Here is a 15,341-nt window from a genome sequence, read left to right on the forward strand (position 1 = left end):
GTTACAGATGTTGAAGAATCAAACCAGGTGGCGGCTGCCCCTGACGGCGCTGTGCGCGTCAATCGTGTTGGCGGGGTGTGGCGGCGATCAGGATGCGCATTCCCAATCCTCAGCGCCGCGCGCGGTGCAAGTCCTGGCGGTGCAACCCGAACGCTACGCGCTGACCAGCGCGCTGCCCGGCCGGGTGGAACCCATGCGGGTGGCTGAAGTGCGCGCCCGCGTGGCGGGCATCGTGCTTAGCCGCAATTTCGAGGAAGGCGCCGACGTGAAGGCAGGCGATGTGCTGTTTCGCATCGACCCGGCGCCATTCAAGGCCGCGTTGTCGCGCGCCCAGGGCGAGCTGGCCAAGGCGGATGCCGCCGTGTCGGACGCCCAGGCCATCGTCAAGCGCTACACGCCGCTGGTCAAGATCGAGGCCGTGAGCCAACAGGATTTCGACACCGCCGTCACGACGCTCAAGAGCGCGCAGGCCGCGCGTCGTTCCGCGCAAGCGGATGTGGAAACCGCCCAATTGAACTTGGACTACGCCACGGTCAAGGCCCCCATTTCGGGCCGTATCGGCCGCGCCCAAGTCACGGAAGGCGCGCTGGTGGGCCAGAACGAGGCCACGATCATGGCGAAGATCCAGCAACTGGATCCGATCTACGTGGACTTTACCCAGCCCGTGGCCGACATGCTGCGCATGCGCGCCGCGTTGCAGAATGGCAGCCTGGGGCAGGGCGAGGGCGCTGATATCTCCCTCACCATCGACGGCACCGACCAGCGTCGCAGCGGCCGCCTGCTGTTCTCGGACATCGCGGTGGACCGGACCACGGGGCAAGTGTCCGTGCGTGGCGAATTCGCCAACCCCGATGTGTTGCTGCTGCCGGGCATGTATGTGCGCGTGCAGACGCGGCAAGGCGTGGACCCCGAAGCCATCCTGGTGCCGCAGCGCGCGGTGTTGCGCAGCACCGATGGCAAGCCGCAGGTCATGGTGGTGGGCAAGGACGAGGTCGTGGAATCGCGGCTGGTGCAAACCGGCACGATGCGCGGCGGCGACTGGCATATCGTCGACGGGCTGCGCCCGGGCGACCGGGTCGTGGTGGGCGGTGTCAACGCCGCCGTGCCCGGCCAGAAGGTCACCGTGATGACTGCGCCGCAGCCCAAGGTCGCCGCCGCCGAGTCCGCCGCTCCTGTCGCGAACTGACCGGCAGCCCGCGCCCCGCATGCCTTCCCAAGGATAGATCATGTCCAAGTTTTTCATTGGCCGCCCCAATTTTGCGTGGGTGGTGGCCATCTTCATTTCGCTGGCCGGCCTGCTGGCGATCCCGTCGCTGCCGGTGTCGCAGTTTCCGGTGGTGGCGCCGCCGCAGGTGACCATCTCGGCCGTGTACCCGGGCGCATCCGCGTCGGTGCTGGTCGACTCGGTAACGAGCGTCATCGAGGAAGAGTTGAACGGCGCCAAGCACATGCTGTATTACGAGTCGTCCAGCAGCTCCAGCGGCAGCGCGGAAATCACCGTGACGTTCGAGCCCGGCACGGACCCCGACCTGGCCCAGGTCGACGTGCAGAACCGTATCAAGAAGGCCGAAGCGCGCCTGCCCTCCGCCGTGACGCAGCAGGGGCTGCAAGTCGAGCAGGCCAGTTCGAACTTCCTGATGATCTACGCCCTGACCTACAAGGGCGATGACGCGCACAAAGACGTGGTGGGCCTGTCCGACTACGCAGCGCGCAACATCAACAACGAGATCCGCCGCGTCGATGGCGTGGGCAAGGTGCAGTTCTTTGGCGCCGAAGCGGCCATGCGGGTGTGGATCGACCCGCAAAAACTGCTGGGCCTGGGCTTGTCGGTGGCCGACGTCAACGCGGCTATCGCCGCCCAGAACGTGCAGGTGCCTGCCGGCAGCTTCGGCAGCCGCCCCGGTTCGCCCGAACAGGAACTGACGGCCACGCTGGCCGTGAAAGGCATGCTGGATTCGCCGGAAGAATTCGGCCGGATCGTGCTGCGCGCCAATGACGACGGTTCCTCCGTGCATTTGGCCGACGTGGCGCGGCTGGAAGTGGGGCGTCAGAGCTACGACTTCGAAACGCGCCTGAACGGCAAAAAGTCGGTCGGCGCCGCCGTGCAGCTGGCGCCGGGCGCCAACGCGATCGATACGGTCAAGGCCGTGAAGGCGCGCTTGCAAGAGCTGTCGGCCTCGTTCCCCGAAGACGTCGCGTTTTCGGTGCCGTTCGACACGTCGCGCTTTGTCAGCGTGGCGATCGAAAAGGTGGTGCACACGCTGCTTGAGGCGATGGTGCTGGTGTTCCTGGTGATGTTCCTGTTCCTGCAGAACATCCGCTACACGCTGATCCCGACGATCGTGGTGCCAGTGTGCCTGCTGGGCACTTTCGCGGTGATGTCCGTGCTGGGCTTTTCGGTGAACATGATGACGATGTTCGGCATGGTGCTGGCCATCGGCATCCTGGTGGACGACGCGATCGTGGTGGTCGAAAACGTGGAACGCATCATGGCTGAAGAGGGCCTGTCGCCGCGCGAAGCCACGATCAAGGCGATGGAGCAGGTGTCGGGCGCCATCGTCGGCATCACGCTGGTGCTCTCCGCCGTGTTCCTGCCGCTAGCCTTCATGAGCGGTTCGGTGGGCGTCATCTACCAGCAGTTTTCGCTGTCGTTGGCGGTGTCGATCCTGTTCTCGGGCTTTCTGGCGCTGACCTTCACGCCGGCGCTGTGCGCCACGTTTCTGAAGCCCATTCCCAAGGGGCACCATGATGAAAAGAAAGGCTTTTTCGGCTGGTTCAATCGTCGCTTCAACCACCTGACCACGCGCTTCGAGGCGCTGAATTCGCGGCTGGTCAAGCGCACGGGCCGCTACATGGTGATCTACGTGGCCATCGTGGCGGTGCTGGGCGTGCTGTACGTGCGCGTGCCGGAATCGTTCGTGCCGCCGGAAGACCAGGGCTATGTCATTGTCGACATGCAGTTGCCGCCGGGCGCCACCCATACCCGCACCGACAAAGTCGTGGCGGACGTCGAGCAGCACCTGATGTCGCTGGACGCCATGGGCGACGCCTTCACGGTGATGGGCTTCAGCTTTTCGGGCACGGGACAGAATGCGGGCATCGCGTTCCCGACGCTGAAGGACTGGTCCGAACGCGGCAAGGGCCAGGCGGCCACCGACGTGGCCAATAGCGTGAACGCGCGGTTTGCCGCTATCGACGACGGCACGATCATGGCGGTCAACCCGCCGCCCATCGACGGTCTGGGCAATTCCGGTGGTTTCGCGTTGCGTTTGCAAGATCGCGGCGGGTTGGGGCGCGCGGCGCTGACCGACGCCCGCAACCAGCTGCTGGCCAAGGCCAACGGTTCGCCCGTGATCGCCTACGCCATGATGGAAGGCCTGGCCGACGCGCCGCAGTTGCGCCTGGACATCGACCGCCAAAAGGCGGAAGCGCTGGGCATCGGCTTCGACACGATCAGCACGGCGATCTCGTCGGCCTACGGGTCCGCCACCATCAACGACTTCGCCAACGCCGGCCGCTTGCAGCGGGTGGTGGTGCAGGCGGACGTGCGCGACCGCATGACGCCGGAAAGCATCCTGATGCTGAACGTGCGCAACAAGTCGGGCGGGATGGTGCCGCTTAGCGCCTTCGTGCAGACGTACTGGGAGACCGGGCCGGTGCAGATCTCGCGCTACAACGGCTATCCGGCGTTCAAGATCGCGGGCGACGCCATGCCCGGCAGCAGTACCGGCGAAGCGATGGCTGAAATCGAGCGCATCGTGTCCGAGCTGCCCGCCGGCATCGGCTATGAATGGACGGGCTTGTCCTATCAGGAGAAGTTCGCGGGGGCCCAGGCGCCGATGCTATTCGCGCTGGCGTTCCTGGTCGTGTTCCTGTTGATGGTGGCTTTGTATGAAAGCTGGGCCATCCCCGCGTCGGTCATGCTTATCGTGCCGATCGGCGCACTGGGTTCCGTCCTGGCCGTGACGGTACTGGGCATGTCGAACGACGTGTATTTCAAGGTCGGGCTGATCACCATCATCGGCCTGGCCGCCAAGAACGCGATCCTGATCGTGGAATTTGCCAAGAGCCTGCGCGAACAAGGCCATTCGTTGATGGATTCCGCCGTCCAGGCCGCCAAGCTGCGCTTTCGCCCCATCGTGATGACATCGCTGGCATTCATCCTGGGGGTGGTGCCGTTGGCATTGGCCAGCGGCGCGGGCGCGGCCAGCCAGCGCGCCTTGGGCGTGGGCGTGATCGGCGGCATGCTGACCGCCACGTTTCTGGGCGTGATATTCGTGCCCATCTTTTTCGTGTGGGTGCTGTCGTTGGTGTCAAAGCAACGCGGCCAACCGGCATCCCACGCCTTGCCGGCCCCGCGCACGGCCCAGGAATGACACTCATGATGCAAACCTCTTTCCCTTTGCGCCTTGGCGCCCTGGCCCTGAGCGCCGTGCTGGCGGGATGCTCGCTGGCGCCGGTCCATCAACGGCCTGACGCGCCCATTCCGGCGCAGTATCCGGCGCCGTTCAACCCATCCGTCGCGCCCGCCACGCCATCGGCGGCCACCACGCTGGACTGGCAATCGTTCGTGACGGATGCGCCGCTGCGCCAATTGGTGGCGCTGGCGCTTGAAAACAACCGGGACTTGCGCCAGGCCGTATTGAACATCGAAGCGGCGCGCGCGCAGTACCGGATCGAGCGCGCGGATCGCCTGCCGGGATTCAACGCCCAGGGCAGCGGCACGCGCCAGCGGGTGCCGGGCGACCTGAGCGGCACCGGCAACGCCGGCGTGCAAAGCACCTATCAAGCCGGCATCGGGTTGACGGCGTTCGAGATCGATCTGTTCGGGCGCGTGCGCAGTCTGTCGGACGCCGCGCTGCAGGAATACCTGGCCACCGAGGAAACCGCCCACAGCACCCGGATCAGCCTGGTCGCAGAAGTGATCCAGGCCTATCTGACGCGCGACAGCGCGCAGCGCCGCCTGCTGGTCACGCGGCAGACACTGGCCAGCCGCGAATCGTCGCTGGAACTGATCGTCAAACGGCGGCAGGCCGGGGCGGCCACGGCGCTGGACTACCAGGAAGCCCTGGGCTTGACCGAACAGGCGCGGGCGGAGCTGGAACGCATGGACCGCGAAGTGCGTCAGGCGGGCAACGCGCTAGCGCTGTTGGTGGGCGTCAACGACCTGGGCCCGTATCTGCCGCAACAATTGGCGGCGTCACCCGTGCTGCTGCAGGAAATCGCGGCGGGCGCGCCGTCCGAACTGCTGGAACGCCGGCCGGACATCCTGGCTGCCGAACACCAGCTGCAGTCGCGCAACGCCAGCATCGGTGCGGCCCGCGCGGCGTTCTTTCCCAGCATTTCGCTGACTGGCCTGTTCGGCTCTTCCAGCGCCGACCTGTCCAACCTGTTCGACGGGGGGCAGCGCGCCTGGTCGTTCGCGCCGCAGATCACGCTGCCGATCTTTGCGGGCGGACGCAATACCGCCAACCTGGACCTGTCCCACGTGCGCAAGGACATCGCGGTGGCGGCGTATGAGAAGACCATCCAGACGGCGTTCAAGGAAGTAGCCGACGCGCTTGCCGCGACCGATACGCTTCGGCGCGAAGAAGCGTCGCGCCGCGCGCTGGCCGAATCCAGCCAGGAAGCCATGCGTCTGTCCGAAGCCCGCTACCGCGGCGGCGTGGATAGCCACCTGCGCTACCTGGACGCCCAACGCAGCGCATTTACCGACCAGTTGAGCTACATCGAGGTCAGCACCCAGCGTCAGATCGCGCTGGCGACCTTGTTCAAGGCGCTGGGCGGCGGATGGCCCGGCGCGCGGCCCGCGGAACAGGTTGCGGAACCGGCTCCGGAACGGGGCGCCGTGCCCATCGCGGATGGCGTGGGGAAGGGGTGATTTAGCCCCATTTTTAAAAATCTCGATAAAAAGTATTGACGTCGAGATTTATGCTGCTTATCGTAGAAAAAAAGCGCCGCCATATCGCCGGCAGCCACTCCCTGGCTTTGCGCCGGCGGCAGGCGCACGAGGAGACAAGCAGTGATACGTCCATGCGACAGCCGGCCTTGCCGGCAGTTATCCCGCGCGGCGTCGCCGCGTGCGGGGCGGATGCCGGCGGCGCGTTCCGGCGCGCTGCGCAGCGGATTGCGCGGGATGTGGGCCGGCTTGATCGCCTGCGCCGCCCTGGCGGCAGGCACGCATGCCCAAGCGGCGGACTGGCCTGCGCGGCCAATCACCATCCTGGTCAACGGCGGACCGGGCAGCTTGCCTGACCTGTTCGCGCGGCCGTTGGCCGAGCGGCTGCACCACGCCTTTGGACAGCCCGTCGTCGTCGAGAACAAACCCGGCGCCGGCGGCCTGCTGGCCATGCAGCAGCTCAGGTCGGCGCCGCCCGATGGGTACACGCTGGCCCTGGTCACCAACGCCCACCTGGTGTGGAACCCCTACATATTTCCCGCGCTGACGTATGACCCGGTCCGCGATCTTGTGCCGGTCAGCCCGCTGGCCGTCATCCCCATGGCGCTGACCGTCAACGACAAGGTGCCCGCGCAGTCGCTGGCGCAGTTGTTCGGGCTGGCCCGCCAGCAGCCGGGCCGGTTGAACTATGCGTCTTCGGGCAACGGCAGCCCGCCCCACGTGCTGTTTGAAATGCTGCGCGAACAGGCGGGCGTCAACATCATGCACGTGCCGTTCAAGACGGGCACCGGCGCGCTGAATTCGGTGCTGGCGGGCGACACGCAGATGTACTTCGCCGGTACCGCCTTGGTCGAGCCCATGGTCAAGGAAGGGCGCCTGCGCGTGCTGGCCATCAGCGACGCCGTGCCCGACGCGGCCTTTGGCCGCGCACCGACGCTGGCGCAGCAGGATTTCCGCGGCTTCGAAGGCGCGGTGTGGCTGGGAGTGGCGGCGCGCGCCGGCACGCCCGACGCTATCGTCCAGCGCCTGAACGCCCAGATCGGCCGCGCGCAGCAGGACGGCGCCATGCGGCAGATGTATGCCAGCCACGGCTCGCTGCCGTACCATCTGGACGCGGCCGTTTTCGCGCAGCGCGTCGCCGATGAGCGCAAGGCGTCCGGCCCGGTGCTGCGCAAGCTGGGCATCAAGCCCGATTGACCTTTCCCTTTTCCCTCGAACCTGGAATCAACGGCGCCGTCCGCGGCGCTGAACCCGCAGCCATGAACCTGATTGAAGAGATTGTTGAACACGCGCCCGCTATTCGAGATATCCGGCGTGATATCCATGCGCACCCTGAACTGGCGTTCGAAGAGAACCGCACGGCGCAACGGGTGGCCGAGTTGCTGGAGGGCTGGGGCATCCCGCTGCAACGCGGTTTCGGCAAGACCGGATTGGTGGGGGTGATCCGCAACGGCACCTCGTCGCGCACGCTGGGTTTGCGCGCCGACATGGACGCGTTGCCAATGCAAGAGGCGAACCAGTTCGCGCACGCCAGCAAACATGCGGGCGTGATGCACGCCTGCGGCCACGACGGCCACACCGCCATGTTGTTGGGCGCCGCCCAGTATCTGGCCCAGCATCGCAATTTCGACGGCACCGTGTACCTGATTTTTCAGCCTGCCGAAGAGCGCGGCGGCGGTGCGCGCGAGATGATGCGCGACGGCCTGTTCGAGAAATTCCCCATGGAGGCCGTGTTCGGCATGCACAACATGCCGGGCATCCCGGCGGGCTGTTTCGCGTCGTCGCCTGGCCCCGTGCTGGCGTCCAATAGCGAATTCCACGTGACGATACGCGGCAAGGGCGGCCATGCCGCCATGCCGCACCTGGCGGTCGATCCGATCCCGGCGGCGGGCCAGATGATCGAGGCGTTCCAGACCATCATCAGCCGCAACAAGAAGCCGTTGGAGACCGCCGTCATTTCCGTGACCACGCTGCGGGCCGGCGAGGCCGTCAACGTCATCCCCGACACCTGCGAACTGGGCGGGACGGTGCGGGCCTACACGGCCGAAACACTGGACCTGATCGAGCGGCGCATGGGCGAAATGGCGCATCACGTGGCGGCGATGTTTGGCGCGGAATGCGATTTCGTCTTCACCCGCCACTATCCGTCGACCATCAACCACGAGGCCGAGACGGCCTTCATGCGGGAGGCGCTGGCGCAGGTGGTCGGCGCCGAGCGCGTGATGGCCCAGACGCCCATCATGGCGGCGGAGGATTTTTCCTTCATGCTGGAAGCCGTGCCCGGCAGCTACTGCTTCATCGGCAACGGCGAGGGCGGCCACCGTGAGCTGGGCCATGGCGAGGGGCCGTGCCTGGTTCACAACACCAGTTATGACTTCAACGACGCGCTGTTGCCCATCGGCGCCAGCGCGTTCGTGAAGCTGGCCGAGGCCTGGTTCGCGCAGCCGCGGCGCGGTTGAGCCGTCGGGGCAGCGACGCTGCGGCGGCCAGGAGCCTTTGGCCGCCGCGCGCTTGATCCGTCGGCGCGGGGCCGCCTCAGGCCTTGCGCAGGCCGGGGCGGGCCAGCGGCGGCGCGGCATGGCTGGCGGGCTCGTCCGCCGGCCGGCCGCGCCCGATCAGCCACGCGCACAGCGCCGATACCAATCCCGCGAACAGCACGTACAGGCAGATCAGCCACGGCTGGCCATTACCGGTCTTGAGCAGCGCGGTGGCGATGATGGGCGTAATGCCGGACGCGAAGATGCCCGAGAACTGGTAGACGAAAGAGATGCCGGTGTATCGCACCTTGGCGTCGAATAGCTCGCAGAAGAGGGCGGCCTCGGGCCCATAGATGGCCGCGTAGAAGATGCCAAAGGGGATGATGATGGCCAGCCAGATCAGCATCACGCTGCCTTCGCTATGCAGCATCAGCCAGAACCCGGGGAACGAGGCCGCGGCCGTGATCAGCGAGCCCCAGAAATAGACGCGCGTGCGGCCGATGCGGTCGGACAGCCGGCCAAAGAACGGGATGAAAAAGCACATCACCAGGGCTGCCGCCATTACGCCCGTCAACGCCTCGGTGCGGGTGATCTGCACGGTCTGGGTCAGGTACGAGATCGAGAACACGCCGAACACGTTGAAGAACACGCCGTCGATATAACGGGCCCCCATGCCCTTGAAGACGTTGCCGGGGTAGCGTTTTAGCATGTCGAAAAACGGAATCCGGCTTTCGGCGTTGCTTGCCTTGACGGCAGTGAACTCCGGGGTTTCCTTGATGTTCAGCCGGATGTACATGCCCACCAGCACCATGGCCGCCGATGCCAGGAAGGCGATGCGCCAGCCCCAGGCCATGAACTGCGCATCCGTCAACAGGGTGGACAGCAGCGCCACGGTGCCGGAGGCCAGGCACAAGCCGATCGCCAGCCCGATTTGCGGAAGCGAGGCATAGAAGCCTTTCTTTCCCGGCGGCGCGTATTCATAGGCCATCAGCACGGCGCCGCCCCATTCGCCGCCCAGGCCGATGCCCTGGAACACGCGCAGCAACAGCAACAGGATGGGCGCCCAGACGCCGATGGTGTCGTAGGTGGGCACCAGGCCGATCAGGAACGTGGACACGCCCATGATCATCAGCGTCATGACCAGCATGCTTTTCCGGCCAATGCGGTCGCCGAAATGGCCAAAGATCAGGCCGCCCAGGGGCCGCGTCACGAAGCCGACCGCGAATGTCGTGTAGGCCAGCATGGTCGAGACCAGCGGGTCGCCGGTGGGAAAGTACAGCTTATTGAATACGATGCCCGCCACGACACCGTAGAGGAAAAAGTCGTACCACTCGATCGTGGCGCCGATCAGCGACGCGGTGACGACACGGCGTACTGCGGCTTCGTTTTGCTTGGCCATTTCAGTCTCCTTTGATGGGGGCGGGGCACTCTGCGTTGCCGTTCGCCTTGCTTTCCTGCGGGGTTTTCTTACGCGTTACGCGGCAACCAGTTCGGCCTGCCGCGGTGTTGCCTTCAGATCCTCCAGCATGAAGCCGGCCGCGCGTTCGGCCAGCATCACGACGGGCGCGTTGGTGTTGCCCGAAACCAGTGTTGGCATGATGGAGCAATCCACCACTCGCAAGCCGGCCACGCCATGCACGCGCAAGCGTTCATCCACCACGGCCATCGGGTCGCTGCGCGGCCCCATCTTGGCGGTGCCCGACGGGTGGAAGATCGTGGCGCCGTATTCCCGGCAGAAGTGCAGGATCTCGTCGTCCGTGCGTACATCGGGCCCCGGTCGAAACTCGCGCTTCATCAGCGCGGCCAGCGGTTCGGTCGCGGCCAACCGGCGCGCGTACTTGACGGCGGCAACCGTCATGCGCCGGTCCAGTTCGGTGGACAGGTAATTAGGCTGCATGGACGGCGCGTCGAACGGGTCGGCGCTGCGCAGGCGCACCTGGCCGCGCGAAGACGGGCGCAACTGGCAGACCGAGTACGTGCAACCAGAAAACGGGTGCACCTTGCCCCCGGCCAAGTCCGCCGACAGGGTGGCGAAGTGAAACTGGGTGTCCGGCGTGCGGCTGGCCGGGTCCACGCGGCAGAACAGCCCGCCCTGATTGATGCCGACGGCCAGCGGCCCGCCGCGGAATAGCAGCCATTGCAGCCCCATGCGGGCGCGCCCGGTCAGCGTGCGTAACTGGTCGTTCGTAGTGATGGGCTGCGTCGTTTCGTAGATCAGCCTTATCTGAAGGTGGTCTTGCAGGTTTTCCCCGACGCCGGGCAGATCCCGCACCACGCCGATGCCGAACTGGCGCAGCAGCGCCGCCGGCCCGACGCCGGACAATTGCAGCAGCTGCGGCGACTGCAGCGCGCCGGCACACAGGACGACCTCGCGCCGTGCCCGCAAGGTGCGGACCTGGCCGTCCTGCCGATACCGCACACCGCAGGCGCGGCCGCCTTCAAATAGCACGGCCATGGCGTGCGCGCCGGTTTCCACACGCAGGTTGGGACGCCCTTCGGCGGGGCGCAGATAGGCGACCGCCGTCGAGCAGCGGCGGCCATTGCGGGTGGTCAGCTGGTAGTAGCCGACGCCTTCCTGATCGCCGGTGTTGAAGTCCGAGACGTGCGGAACGCCGTGGGCGCCGGCCGCCGCGATCATCGCCTCGACCAAAGGATGCGGCGTCTTGATGGACGTGGCGTTCAAGAGACCGTCCACGCCGCGAGTGGGGCTCGCGCCCAGGTCGTTGTTTTCCAGTTTACGGAAGGCGGGCAGGCAATCGTCCCAGCTCCAGCCGGGATTGCCGGCGCGGGCCCAGGCGTCATAGTCCTGCCGCTGGCCGCGGATGTAGATCAGCCCGTTGATCGCGCTGGATCCCCCCAGGGTACGGCCTCGCGGCCAGTAGATGCGCCGGCCCAGCATGTTGGGATCGGGGTCGGTGTAGTAGCCCCAGTTCACGACCTTATGGAACATCGTCTTGCCGTAGCCGATGGGAATGTGGATCCAGGGATAGCGATCCCGGGGGCCCGCTTCCAGCAGGCAGACGGACAGCGCGCCGTCGGTGCTCAGCCGGTTGGCCATCACGCATCCGGCCGAGCCGGCGCCAACCACGATGACATCCACGGTGTCGGACATGTTGCCTTGCCTCCCTGTTGCCGTCCGCCTTCGCCACGTCGGGGGACGGCGCGTTTTCCCTGCTTGCCGCGGCGGGGCGCACTTATATACTGGTCTGGTTCCGGCATCCGTTCGCAACGTGGCGCGCGGGCCGGGGATCTGTGGCGATTCTAGAAAGCTGTCGCGTCGCGCAAAGCACAACACGCGTGGGGGCGGACAAATGGAACGGAACATGCAACTTCGGTTTCAAAATCGCAGTGCAGCATCGGTGCAGGCGTCGGCCGACGCACCCGCCGTGCAGCAGGAAGCCGCGCGTTCGCTGCGCGCCCTGGTGGTGTTGGAGCATCTGGCGCGGGCCCAGCATCCGCCCACACTGGCCCAGTTGGCCCAGCGGCTTGATATGCCAAAGACGACACTCATGCGCTTGCTGGCCGCCATGCAGCGCGCCGGCTTCGTCGCGGCGACACCCACTGAACATGGCTTCGTTCCAGGGCCACAGGCTACGTCGCTGGCGCTGTCCACGTTGCGCGCCTCGGCGTTCACGCGGGCCTGCCGCGCCGTGTTGGCGCAATTGGCCGGTACGCTGGGCGAGACCTGCAACCTGACCGCGCCGGACGGCGACCGCGTGATCTACATGGAACGGGTGGAAACCACCGAACCGCTGCGTCTCTTTTTCGCGGTGGGCAGCCATGTGCCGATGCACTGCACCGCCAGCGGGAAACTGTTCCTGGCGTCCATGAACCGGCTGGAACGCGGCCGCGTGGTGGCGCGCCTGCCCCTGACGCGCAACACGCCGCGCACCTTGACTGATCCGGCCCAACTGGAAGAAGAACTGGAACGGCTGGCGGCGCGCGGCATCGGCATCGACAACGAGGAATTCGTGCGCGGCATGAGCGCGGTGGCAGTGCCGGTCAAGGATGCGGAGGACAGGGTAGTGGCGGCCGTGGCCTGCCATGCGCCCACCGCGCGGGTCATGCTGGACGATCTGTTGCGCGCCGTGCCGGTATTGCAGCGGGCGGCGCAATCACTGCATGAGGTGCTGGCCCAGCACCGGCCGGGGGGGTGAGGGGGGCGGTAGAGCGTCGTCCGACATGGAAGATCGAATTTGCGTGGCACGCCACTTGCTACCTCTCTGCATGCGTGGGGAGTGTGGAAATGGCTATCAAAGGGTTCTATGCGTTAGTCAAGCAAACAGTGACGAACTGGCTGGACGACTATGCCCCCAGTATGGGCGCCGCCATCGCGTTCTACACGGTTTTCTCGCTGGCGCCACTTCTTATTATCGTGATCGGTATCGCGGGGTTCTTTTGGGGCCACGAAGCCGCGCAGGGGCAGTTGTTGGAGCAAGTCAGCGCCTTGGTCGGCGCAGAGGGTGGGAAGGCGGTGGAAAGTGTCGTATTGGGTGCGCAAGAACCCGCGCAGGGCATCGCAGCCACGGTCATCAGCGTCGTGGTGCTGGTGGTCGGGGCGACGACAGTATTTTCGGAACTACAAAGTGCGCTGGACCGCATCTGGAAGGTCAACGCCAAGAAGCAGTCCGGCATTTGGGCCCTGATCCGCGCGCGCCTGCTTTCCTTTGGCCTGATTTTGACATTGGCATTTTTATTGCTCGTCTCGCTAGTCATCAGCACTGTGCTGGCAGCATTGGGCAGTTGGTTGGGCGGCGGCATCCCGGGCTGGGGGATGCTTCTTCAACTGCTCAACGAGGCGATTACGTTAGGCATACTCACCCTGCTTTTTGGGATGATCTACCGATTTATGCCGCAAGTCTCAGTGGCATGGCGAGACGTTTGGACAGGGGCGTTCGTCACCGCCGTTATGTTCGAAATCGGAAAGTTCTTGATCGGCCAGTACATGGCTAAGGCGTCCGTCGCCTCGTCCTACGCAGCGGCGGGGTCGCTGGTGATCGTGCTGATCTGGGTTTATTACGCGGCTCAGGTGTTTCTGCTGGGCGCAGAATTTACCCGCGTTTATGCCGAAGCGCATGGATCCCGCAGAGTCGAGCAGGAAACACGAACGTGACTGGAAATTCAAATTCGCAGGCGGGTCGGTGGGCGCGCGAAGATTGAATCGGCTAGGATATGCGGCCCTACTGCTGCGCAAATATGCCACTCATCATGGGCCCGCGTCATTCCCATGTGCTGGGGGGCGCCGCGTATCCACAAAGAACTCACATGCATCGACGTTTTCCAAATACCCTGCTGATCACCCTTATGATCAGCTTCGGTGCCTTTAACGCTCCGACGCAAGCCCAGGCCCTATCGACGCCAAAAGTGCAATCTGGAAACGGACACCCCTACGAGGTCCCCGATAGCGAGGTGTGGGACGTGCCCGATCCCGTTTCTAAACGGGGCTACCAAGTCTTCGTTGCGTTGCCGCCGTCATATGCCAAGCAGCCGCAGCGGAGCTACCCCGTGCTTTATGTGACAGACGCCGACTACGCTTTCCCGATTATCCGTCAGCTAGCGCGCCGCCTGAATGTTGAAGGTCCCCAGATCGAGGAGTTCATTCTGGTCGGCCTGTCCTATGGCAAAGGCGAGGATGGCGGTATCAGCCGGCAGCGTGATTACACGCCGACACCGAACGGCCCAAGTACTGCGCCACCCAATGCAATCCATGGTCAGGCGCAGGCCTATCAACAATATCTGCGCGATCAGGTAAAACCCTTCATCAACGCTCGCTATCGGGCGGCCCCTGGCAGAACAATATTTCTGGGCCATTCCTACGGCGCACTGCTTGGGACGCAGATCCTTTTCACCGAACCTGGCTTGTTCAGCAGCTATATCCTCGGCAGTCCGTCTCTCTGGTACGACAAGCGACATGCCTTGAAGCTCGAAGCCAGCTACGCCAAGCAGAATCAGGACCTGAAGGCGAACGTCTATCTATATGTCGGCGCCTATGAAGCCTTGCGAAAGGGTGATCGACGCTATAACCAGACTGTGGACATGGTTGCCGACAACCGGGCGTTGGAAGCGGCGCTGCAAAGCAGAAAGTACCCGAGCTTGAAACTGAAGTCAGCGGTCTTGAACGACGAGGATCATCTCACCGTCGCGCCGCGAGGTTTTATGCAGGCGATGAAATATCTACTGCCGGCACGCTGACCCATCACATAGCGCCGAGATGTCGCTTCGAGGCTTTGCTGACAATGGCCACCCGCTGCGCGCAGCGGGTGGCCCGCTTTGGGTCGGAAGCGGGCTTTTGCGATAGCTTCGTTCCGGCCATCCCGAGACGAACCGGAAAATCAAAAGGATGATCGGAGCTTCACAAATACAAGTTCGGGGTCGTTGTCATCCAGATTTTCAATCCGACCGCTTTCGACAAAGCCAAGGCGCTTGAGCAATTGGCGCATCGCGATATTCGACGTATTTGTCGACGTGAACAATTTTCCTGCGCATTGCGACTCCAGCGCGGTCATGATTGCGGTAGCCACCCCACGGCGACGTGCCGAGACCTTGACGACGATCAGCGGGACGAAGTTGTTCTCGAAAAAGGACTTGTTCAGTACCCCGTAACCGATCAGCGCCGAAGCACCCACCGCTTCTACTGCGACCCAGCATTGGCCAGCGGCCACCGCATCGGCGATAAACACCCTCCTACCCAGTTCCCGCTTGGCAATCGGATCCTGCTCAATGATCGAATCGATGTCTTCACGAGAGGCGGGCCGGACGTTGATTTGGGAAAACATAGTGGCCACATATCAGAATGGAAGAGTGGTGAGTCTATCGTGTGAAGAATGCTAGGTCTGCGTCGGGATTAGAAGCGGTCAGCTGTCAAGGATTACTCCCGGCCAGAAGCGGCCGGTCGGCCAAGCCGGAGAATTTAGTCAATTGCGTCCGCGTGATTAGCCATCTAACAATCGCACACTTCAGCGGAA

General features: G+C 64.6%; 11 protein-coding genes. 8 read left to right on the forward strand and 3 right to left on the reverse strand.

Translation table 11 applies throughout. From position 1 onward, the window contains the following. Window positions 1-7 precede the first annotated feature (7 nt). The 5 genes from ACI0FO_RS22170 (at window position 8) to ACI0FO_RS22190 (ending at window position 8,358) form a co-directional block, all read left to right on the forward strand. Window positions 8-1,186, forward strand: a complete 1,179-nt coding sequence (locus tag ACI0FO_RS22170; protein WP_416030198.1) for an efflux RND transporter periplasmic adaptor subunit — start codon at window positions 8-10, stop codon at window positions 1,184-1,186. A 40-nt stretch (window positions 1,187-1,226) separates the two neighbouring features. Then, window positions 1,227-4,376, forward strand: coding sequence for a multidrug efflux RND transporter permease subunit (locus ACI0FO_RS22175; protein ID WP_416030200.1), 3,150 nt, complete (start codon window positions 1,227-1,229; stop codon window positions 4,374-4,376). Window positions 4,377-4,381: 5 nt separating this feature from the next. Then, on the forward strand, window positions 4,382-5,881 hold the full coding sequence (locus ACI0FO_RS22180; RefSeq protein ID WP_416030201.1) for an efflux transporter outer membrane subunit: 1,500 nt from the start codon (window positions 4,382-4,384) through the stop codon (window positions 5,879-5,881). Window positions 5,882-6,022: 141 nt separating this feature from the next. Further along, window positions 6,023-7,096, forward strand: coding sequence for a Bug family tripartite tricarboxylate transporter substrate binding protein (locus ACI0FO_RS22185; protein ID WP_416030202.1), 1,074 nt, complete (start codon window positions 6,023-6,025; stop codon window positions 7,094-7,096). Between the two features lie 62 nt (window positions 7,097-7,158). Further along, complete coding sequence (locus tag ACI0FO_RS22190; protein WP_416030203.1) at window positions 7,159-8,358, forward strand: M20 aminoacylase family protein; 1,200 nt, start codon at window positions 7,159-7,161, stop codon at window positions 8,356-8,358. 76 nt (window positions 8,359-8,434) lie between these two features. On the opposite strand, the gene ACI0FO_RS22195 is transcribed toward ACI0FO_RS22190, so the two are convergent. Further along, complete coding sequence (locus tag ACI0FO_RS22195; protein ID WP_416030205.1) at window positions 8,435-9,775, reverse strand: MFS transporter; 1,341 nt, start codon at window positions 9,773-9,775, stop codon at window positions 8,435-8,437. 75 nt (window positions 9,776-9,850) lie between these two features. Continuing rightward, window positions 9,851-11,488, reverse strand: a complete 1,638-nt coding sequence (locus tag ACI0FO_RS22200; protein WP_416030207.1) for a GMC family oxidoreductase — start codon at window positions 11,486-11,488, stop codon at window positions 9,851-9,853. Between the two features lie 199 nt (window positions 11,489-11,687). On the opposite strand from ACI0FO_RS22200, the gene ACI0FO_RS22205 reads away from it, so the two are divergent. The 3 genes from ACI0FO_RS22205 (at window position 11,688) to ACI0FO_RS22215 (ending at window position 14,568) form a co-directional block, all read left to right on the forward strand. After that, window positions 11,688-12,533: an IclR family transcriptional regulator gene (locus ACI0FO_RS22205; protein ID WP_416030209.1), complete on the forward strand. Its 846-nt coding sequence runs from the start codon at window positions 11,688-11,690 to the stop codon at window positions 12,531-12,533. An 89-nt stretch (window positions 12,534-12,622) separates the two neighbouring features. Then, complete coding sequence (locus ACI0FO_RS22210; protein WP_416030211.1) at window positions 12,623-13,489, forward strand: YihY/virulence factor BrkB family protein; 867 nt, start codon at window positions 12,623-12,625, stop codon at window positions 13,487-13,489. 152 nt (window positions 13,490-13,641) lie between these two features. After that, window positions 13,642-14,568, forward strand: a complete 927-nt coding sequence (locus ACI0FO_RS22215) for an alpha/beta hydrolase (RefSeq protein WP_416030213.1) — start codon at window positions 13,642-13,644, stop codon at window positions 14,566-14,568. Between the two features lie 140 nt (window positions 14,569-14,708). Here ACI0FO_RS22215 and ACI0FO_RS22220 read toward each other — a convergent pair whose 3' ends face one another. Further along, window positions 14,709-15,152, reverse strand: a complete 444-nt coding sequence (locus ACI0FO_RS22220; protein ID WP_416030215.1) for a GNAT family N-acetyltransferase — start codon at window positions 15,150-15,152, stop codon at window positions 14,709-14,711. Window positions 15,153-15,341: the final 189 nt, after the last annotated feature.

Source organism: Achromobacter marplatensis, assembly GCF_049060505.1.
Taxonomy (GTDB): Bacteria; Pseudomonadota; Gammaproteobacteria; order Burkholderiales; family Burkholderiaceae_B; genus Achromobacter; species Achromobacter marplatensis_A.

Bases quoted from the DNA above. Each gene is read 5' to 3' on its own strand.
- ACI0FO_RS22170 (WP_416030198.1), top strand. From the start codon at position 8: ATGTTGAAGAATCAAACCAGGTGGCGGCTGCCCCTGACGGCGCTGTGC.
- ACI0FO_RS22175 (WP_416030200.1), top strand. From the start codon at position 1,227: ATGTCCAAGTTTTTCATTGGCCGCCCCAATTTTGCGTGGGTGGTGGCC.
- ACI0FO_RS22180 (WP_416030201.1), top strand. From the start codon at position 4,382: ATGATGCAAACCTCTTTCCCTTTGCGCCTTGGCGCCCTGGCCCTGAGC.
- ACI0FO_RS22190 (WP_416030203.1), top strand. From the start codon at position 7,159: ATGAACCTGATTGAAGAGATTGTTGAACACGCGCCCGCTATTCGAGAT.
- ACI0FO_RS22195 (WP_416030205.1), bottom strand. From the start codon at position 9,775: ATGGCCAAGCAAAACGAAGCCGCAGTACGCCGTGTCGTCACCGCGTCG.
- ACI0FO_RS22200 (WP_416030207.1), bottom strand. From the start codon at position 11,488: ATGTCCGACACCGTGGATGTCATCGTGGTTGGCGCCGGCTCGGCCGGA.
- ACI0FO_RS22205 (WP_416030209.1), top strand. From the start codon at position 11,688: ATGGAACGGAACATGCAACTTCGGTTTCAAAATCGCAGTGCAGCATCG.
- ACI0FO_RS22210 (WP_416030211.1), top strand. From the start codon at position 12,623: ATGGCTATCAAAGGGTTCTATGCGTTAGTCAAGCAAACAGTGACGAAC.
- ACI0FO_RS22215 (WP_416030213.1), top strand. From the start codon at position 13,642: ATGCATCGACGTTTTCCAAATACCCTGCTGATCACCCTTATGATCAGC.
- ACI0FO_RS22220 (WP_416030215.1), bottom strand. From the start codon at position 15,152: ATGTTTTCCCAAATCAACGTCCGGCCCGCCTCTCGTGAAGACATCGAT.